This is a genomic window from Nioella sediminis, assembly GCF_001879695.1.
Classification (GTDB): domain Bacteria; phylum Pseudomonadota; class Alphaproteobacteria; order Rhodobacterales; family Rhodobacteraceae; genus Nioella; species Nioella sediminis.
Window position 1 is genome coordinate 1 of the sequence record NZ_MNBL01000059.1, and the last position, 5,061, is coordinate 5,061.

At 63.8% G+C, this 5,061-nt stretch carries 4 protein-coding genes; 1 reads left to right on the forward strand and 3 read right to left on the reverse strand.

The annotated features are described in order from the left end of the window. Positions 1-19 precede the first annotated feature (19 nt). On the reverse strand, positions 20-1,588 hold the full coding sequence (locus tag BKY26_RS08940; protein ID WP_071690055.1) for an ABC transporter substrate-binding protein: 1,569 nt from the start codon (positions 1,586-1,588) through the stop codon (positions 20-22). A 177-nt stretch (positions 1,589-1,765) separates the two neighbouring features. On the opposite strand from BKY26_RS08940, the gene BKY26_RS08945 reads away from it, so the two are divergent. Beyond that, complete coding sequence (locus BKY26_RS08945; RefSeq protein WP_071690056.1) at positions 1,766-2,545, forward strand: helix-turn-helix domain-containing protein; 780 nt, start codon at positions 1,766-1,768, stop codon at positions 2,543-2,545. 58 nt (positions 2,546-2,603) lie between these two features. Here the strand turns inward: BKY26_RS08945 and BKY26_RS08950 are convergent, their stop codons facing one another. Continuing rightward, a complete protein-coding gene (locus tag BKY26_RS08950) occupies positions 2,604-3,890 on the reverse strand; it encodes an aspartate aminotransferase family protein (protein ID WP_071690057.1) in 1,287 nt (428 codons plus the stop codon). A 4-nt stretch (positions 3,891-3,894) separates the two neighbouring features. Continuing rightward, on the reverse strand, positions 3,895-4,998 hold the full coding sequence (locus BKY26_RS08955; protein WP_071690058.1) for a mandelate racemase/muconate lactonizing enzyme family protein: 1,104 nt from the start codon (positions 4,996-4,998) through the stop codon (positions 3,895-3,897). Positions 4,999-5,061 lie beyond the last annotated feature (63 nt).

Here is a 5,061-nt window from a genome sequence, read left to right on the forward strand (position 1 = left end):
CCCTGTTCCCTTGCCGGGATCAGGCCGTTCCGAAGTAGCGGTAGATCGGCAGACCGTCGGGGCGCAGCGCCGGAGCCACGCTGTTGCGGTAGATCACCGGTGTCGCCTCGTGGGTCAGGAACTTGTAGGCCCCGCTTTCTTCCATGAGATCCTGCGCGCGACGATACATCTCGGCCCGTGCCTCGGCATCGCCTTCGGATTGCGCGGCCAGGTGCAGCGCGTCGAACTCCTCGCTGCGGAAGCGTTCCCAGTTCCAGATGCCCGCCTGTTCGGTGATGAACCACGAGGTCGCATAGTAGGGATCGGGGGTCATCGAGAAGCGGTTGAGGACAAGCTGCATGCTTTCGTCCGAGCCCAGTTCCCAGAAGGCCGCGGCCTCATGCAGGCGAATGTCCAGCGAAATGCCGATGGCGGCGAGGTTGGCCTGGATGATCTGCGCCGTGGTCACGTTGGTCGACTTGTTCAGCACGTCGATGGTCAGCGACACGTTGCGCTCGCCCGATGCGGCCATAAGCTCCATCGCGCGTTCCATGTTGGCCGACACGCCGGTCAGCGGTGCCTCGCGGTGGCCCGAAAGCCCCGGCGCGATGATGCCCGTCGAGGGCTGCGCCACGCCGTAATAGGCGCCTTCCATGATCGAGGGCACGTCAATCGCATACTGGATCGCCTGGCGCAGTTCGAGGCTTTGCAGCGCCGGGTTGTCGAGGTTCATGCCGACCCAGACATAGTAGAGCGAGGGGAATTCCTCCAGCGTCGCGCCTTCGATCGGGTTCGAGCGCAGCCGCCCGACGCTGTCGAGGCTGACGCGGGTGAAGTCGAGCTCGCCCGCCTCGAAGGCGATCTCGGCCGAGCGCTCGTCGTCGATGTGGAATATCTGGATTTCCTCGTAGGCGGCGGGGGTGCCGCGCCAGTCGGGATTGCGGCGCGGCGTGGTGCGCTGGCCCGGTTCCCAGCCCGCATGCATGTAGGGGCCGGAGCTTGCCACAACCTCGGTCTCGATCCGTCCGCCGACGCTTTCGAAGGCGTTCTTCGACACGATATTGCCCGCGATATAGGGCAGCGTGATCGACCAGAGCGGCTGGAAGGCGTTGTTCAGCACGATGGTGCCGGTGCGTTCGCCCGTCACCTCGACATGGCTGAGCGGGCCCCAGTCGGGCCGGTTGGTGGATTCAAGCGCATCGTCGATGATCCGCTCGAACGAGAATTTCACGTCCTCGGCGGTCATCGCACCGAAGCCGTTGGTGAAGCCGATATCGTCGCGCAGGGCGAAGTTGATATGGGTGTCATCCACCTGTTCGATCATCGCGGCGGCGTCCAGCTGCCAGCCCCAGTCGCGGCCCGGCGTATACTGGATCAGCTTGTTATAGATCGCGCCCTGGATCTCCTCGTCGACCACGCCCTGGCTGAAGGCCGGGTCCATCGAGCGGATATCGGCATAGGTGCGGGTGCGCAGCGTGCCCTCGGTGGCATGGGCCGCGCGGGGAAACATCATGCCCTCCGCGGCCATTCCCCCAAGCGCCGTTGCCCCCTGCAAGAATGCCCGGCGTGGCAGACCGACCTTGGTCCATGAAATATTGGGGTTGTTCATTGGATGTCTCCCTGACTGACAAAGCGCCCTTCTGGACGCGATTATTACCCTGAAGATCACGTCAAACCGCCCTGGCTCGCAATTATGCGAGCTTGCGCTTGATTATGCCTTTTTATGCTTTTATCACGTCATTAAGCTGAAAACTCCCCTCTCAAACCCTTACAAAGGGCTGACCCCATGCACTCCGAAGATTTCGCGATCAACCTCCGGCTTCTGTGCTCCACCGAATCGTCGGTCTCGGCCATCTGTCGTCAGATCGGTCTCAACCGGCAGCAGTTCAACAAGTACCTCAGCGGCGCCGCGCGGCCCTCGCCCGCCAATATGCGCAAGATCGCAGTCCATTTCGGGGTCAGGCCGGCGGAGTTCCTGTTGCCCGCGAATGAATTCGAAGCGCACCCCTCCGTGGCTGCGAAACTGGCGGGCCCCCAGAACCCGCATCCCGAGCGTCCCGAGTTCGAATCCGCCTTTCGCGGGCAAACGATCCCGCTGCGCCGCTACCTTGGCTACTATCTCAGCTACTTCCTGACCCAGAGCTGGGAAAACTCCATCATCTGCGCGATTGTCCGGCTGGATGAATATGAGGGCATGGTCCGCTGCCGGTCCCTGGAACGCTCCATCGACCCCGATGATGGCAGCCTGTTCCTGTCCAAATACGATGGCCGCGTCGCGATCCTGGGTAACCGCATATTCGTGATGGAATACCAGGTGCTCGCGCGGGACGCGCTGGTCGAGACGGTTCTGCACCCCGTCGGGCGGGGCCAGCTCCAATATCTGCGCGGCACCACTTTCGGCATCACCAGCCGCCAGCGGGCCCCGTTCATGTCCCCCGTCGTCTGGCGCTATCTCGAAAACCTCACCTCACTTCGCGACGCCATGCGTCAGGTCGGACGCTACGACATCAATTCGGCGAAACTGGACCAGCGCGCGCGATCTATCCTGTTGGGGGCGAAAGGCTGAGACGGGATATCTCGTGGATGGCATGTCCACATCCTTTCAATGGATTAGAGACCATTCTTCACATCCCGAGATGATCCGCGACAGCCTTGGCCGCGTTCCGGAAGGCGCTGCGGGTCACTTCCAGATCTTCCGATCCCAGGGCCAGCGACGGGTAAAGCTTTCCGGGGGATTTGAAGATCCCCTGACTGCGCAAGCTGCGGTTCCAGACATCATTCAGCATCGGGTCCCTGTGCTTTGCGCTGCGATAATCGACCGGGTCGGCGTCGGTGAAATAGACGTCGAACAGGGTCGCGTCTCCGCAAAGGCGGTGCGCGATGCCGTGATCTGACAGCGCTGCGGACTGCATCTCCATCAAGCGCTGACCGAGATCGCGCAGCCGGTCATACTGGCCCGGGCGGCGCAGGATCTCCATTGTCTTGAGGCCCGCCGCCGCCGCAACGGGATTGCCCGACAGCGTGCCCAACTGCATCAGCCATTTCTCGGACCCCACGGCCGACTTGTCGAAATGCGCCATGATCCCGGCCCGTGCCCCGAGCGCGGCCAGCGGGAAGCCCCCGCCGATGATCTTGCCCAGGGTGCAGATATCCGGTGTCACGCCATAGCGTTCCTGCGCGCCGCCATAGGCAAGGCGGAAGCCGGTGACGATCTCGTCGAAGATCAGCAGCACCCCATGCGCGTCACACAGATTCCGCAGACCCTGCAGAAAGCCCGGCTGTGCCGGAATGATGCGCTGCAGGGGCTCTGCGATGATGGCGGCAATGTCGTCATGTTCATCCAGAAGCGACGCCACCGCCGCGAGATCGTTGAAGGGCGCGATCAGCATCTCCTTGGCCACGCTGTCGGGGATGCCGGCACTGTCGGGCACGGCCGTGGGGAAATTGACTTCGCGGGCGGGGGCAAGGCTCATCTGGGCCTCGGCCGACATGCCGTGATAGCCACCCTCGAATTTCAGGATCTTCTGCTTGCCGGTAAAGGCGCGGGCCAGACGGATGGCGTACATATCCGCCTCGCCGCCCGAAGTGACGAAGCGCACCTGTTCGCAGCAGGGAACGGCCTCGACGATGGCCTCGGCAAGTTCGATCCCCCTGGCGTTATTGGCAAAGAAGGTCATGCCCTTCGGCAACTGTTCCAGCACCGCCTCCATCACTTCCGGGTCACCATGGCCCAGAAGCATCGGGCCGGACCCGATCAGGTAGTCGATATACGCGTTGCCATCCTCGTCCCAGACATGGCTGCCCTGCCCCCGGGCAATCACGATGGAGGCGTCGAAATTGCCGAACCCCGCGGCGGGCAGAACCTCGCGGGCGCGGGCGATCCAGTCGGCTTGGCTGTGCAGAATATTCATGAGGTCAGTCCAGTATCAGGTCGGGGTGTCCAAGCGCCTGACGATCAGGCAGGATCCCGAGGCCGGGGCCATCGGGGGGCGAAAGGCGGCCAGCCTTGCGAACCGGCGCATCGGGGGCGAGGCGCGGGGCAACATAGCCGGAAAGGTCACAGGTATTGAGCAGGCGGCGCGGATCGGTGGAGACCGCCAGATGTGACAGCGCAGCGGTGGTGATATCGCTGCCCCAGGTATCTTCGATGCACATCTTCGCCCCCAGATGATAGCACAGATCGCGCGCGGCGCGGGTGGCGGACAACCCGCCGAATTTCGACAGCTTCAGCGCCACCGCATCCATGCAGCCATGGGCGTGGGCCTTGAGCAGGCTTTCCGTGTCATGCGCGAGTTCATCGAGCTTCATCGGCAGGCCGGTCGCGGATTTGACGCGCGCGCAATCCTCCAGCGTCGCGCAGGACTGTTCCAGCATGATATCGAGATCCGCCACGGCGCGTCCCACGCGGGTGGCGTCGAGCGAGGTGGCGCCGCAGTTCCAGTCGCCATAGACGAGCGGGCCGTCGCCCACGGCCTCACGCACCAGTCTGAGCCGCGCCACATCGGCCTGCCAGTCAGCATCCGCCCCGAGCTTGACCTGAAACTGGGTGATGCCGCTGGCCTGCGCCTCACGCGCGATGCGGGCCATCTCCTCGGGCGCGATGCAGGTGATGGAGTGGTAGAGCGGCATGTCCTTGGCGCGCCTGCCCCCCAGAAGCGTGTAAAGCGGCAGCCCGGCCACCTTGCCGGTCAGATCCCACAGCGCGATATCGAGGGCGGATTTGGCGTATCGGTGGCCGATGAGCCAGTCGTTTGCTTTGCTCATCAGCGCCTCTGGCCCGATGGGGTCTGCGCCAAGCAGGACCGGGGCAAGCTCGGTCAGGGCCGGGGCTACACCGCGCGCATAGGCGGGCAGGTAATGCGGGATAGGGCAGACCTCGCCCCAGCCAGTGAGGCCGGTATCGGTGTCGAGCGCGAGAACCACGGTTTCGACCGTGTCGCAGGTCTTGCCGTCGGCCATGTAATAGGTCTCATGGCTGGTCAGCGGCACATGCCACAGGGAGATGCGGGTGAGTTTCATGCGCGTTGTCCTGATAAGGGTTTCGCCGCCTTCGGCGTCGATCCGCGCGCGACCGGTCCGGTC

Bases quoted from the DNA above. Each gene is read 5' to 3' on its own strand.
- BKY26_RS08940 (WP_071690055.1), bottom strand. From the start codon at position 1,588: ATGAACAACCCCAATATTTCATGGACCAAGGTCGGTCTGCCACGCCGG.
- BKY26_RS08945 (WP_071690056.1), top strand. From the start codon at position 1,766: ATGCACTCCGAAGATTTCGCGATCAACCTCCGGCTTCTGTGCTCCACC.
- BKY26_RS08950 (WP_071690057.1), bottom strand. From the start codon at position 3,890: ATGAATATTCTGCACAGCCAAGCCGACTGGATCGCCCGCGCCCGCGAG.
- BKY26_RS08955 (WP_071690058.1), bottom strand. From the start codon at position 4,998: ATGAAACTCACCCGCATCTCCCTGTGGCATGTGCCGCTGACCAGCCAT.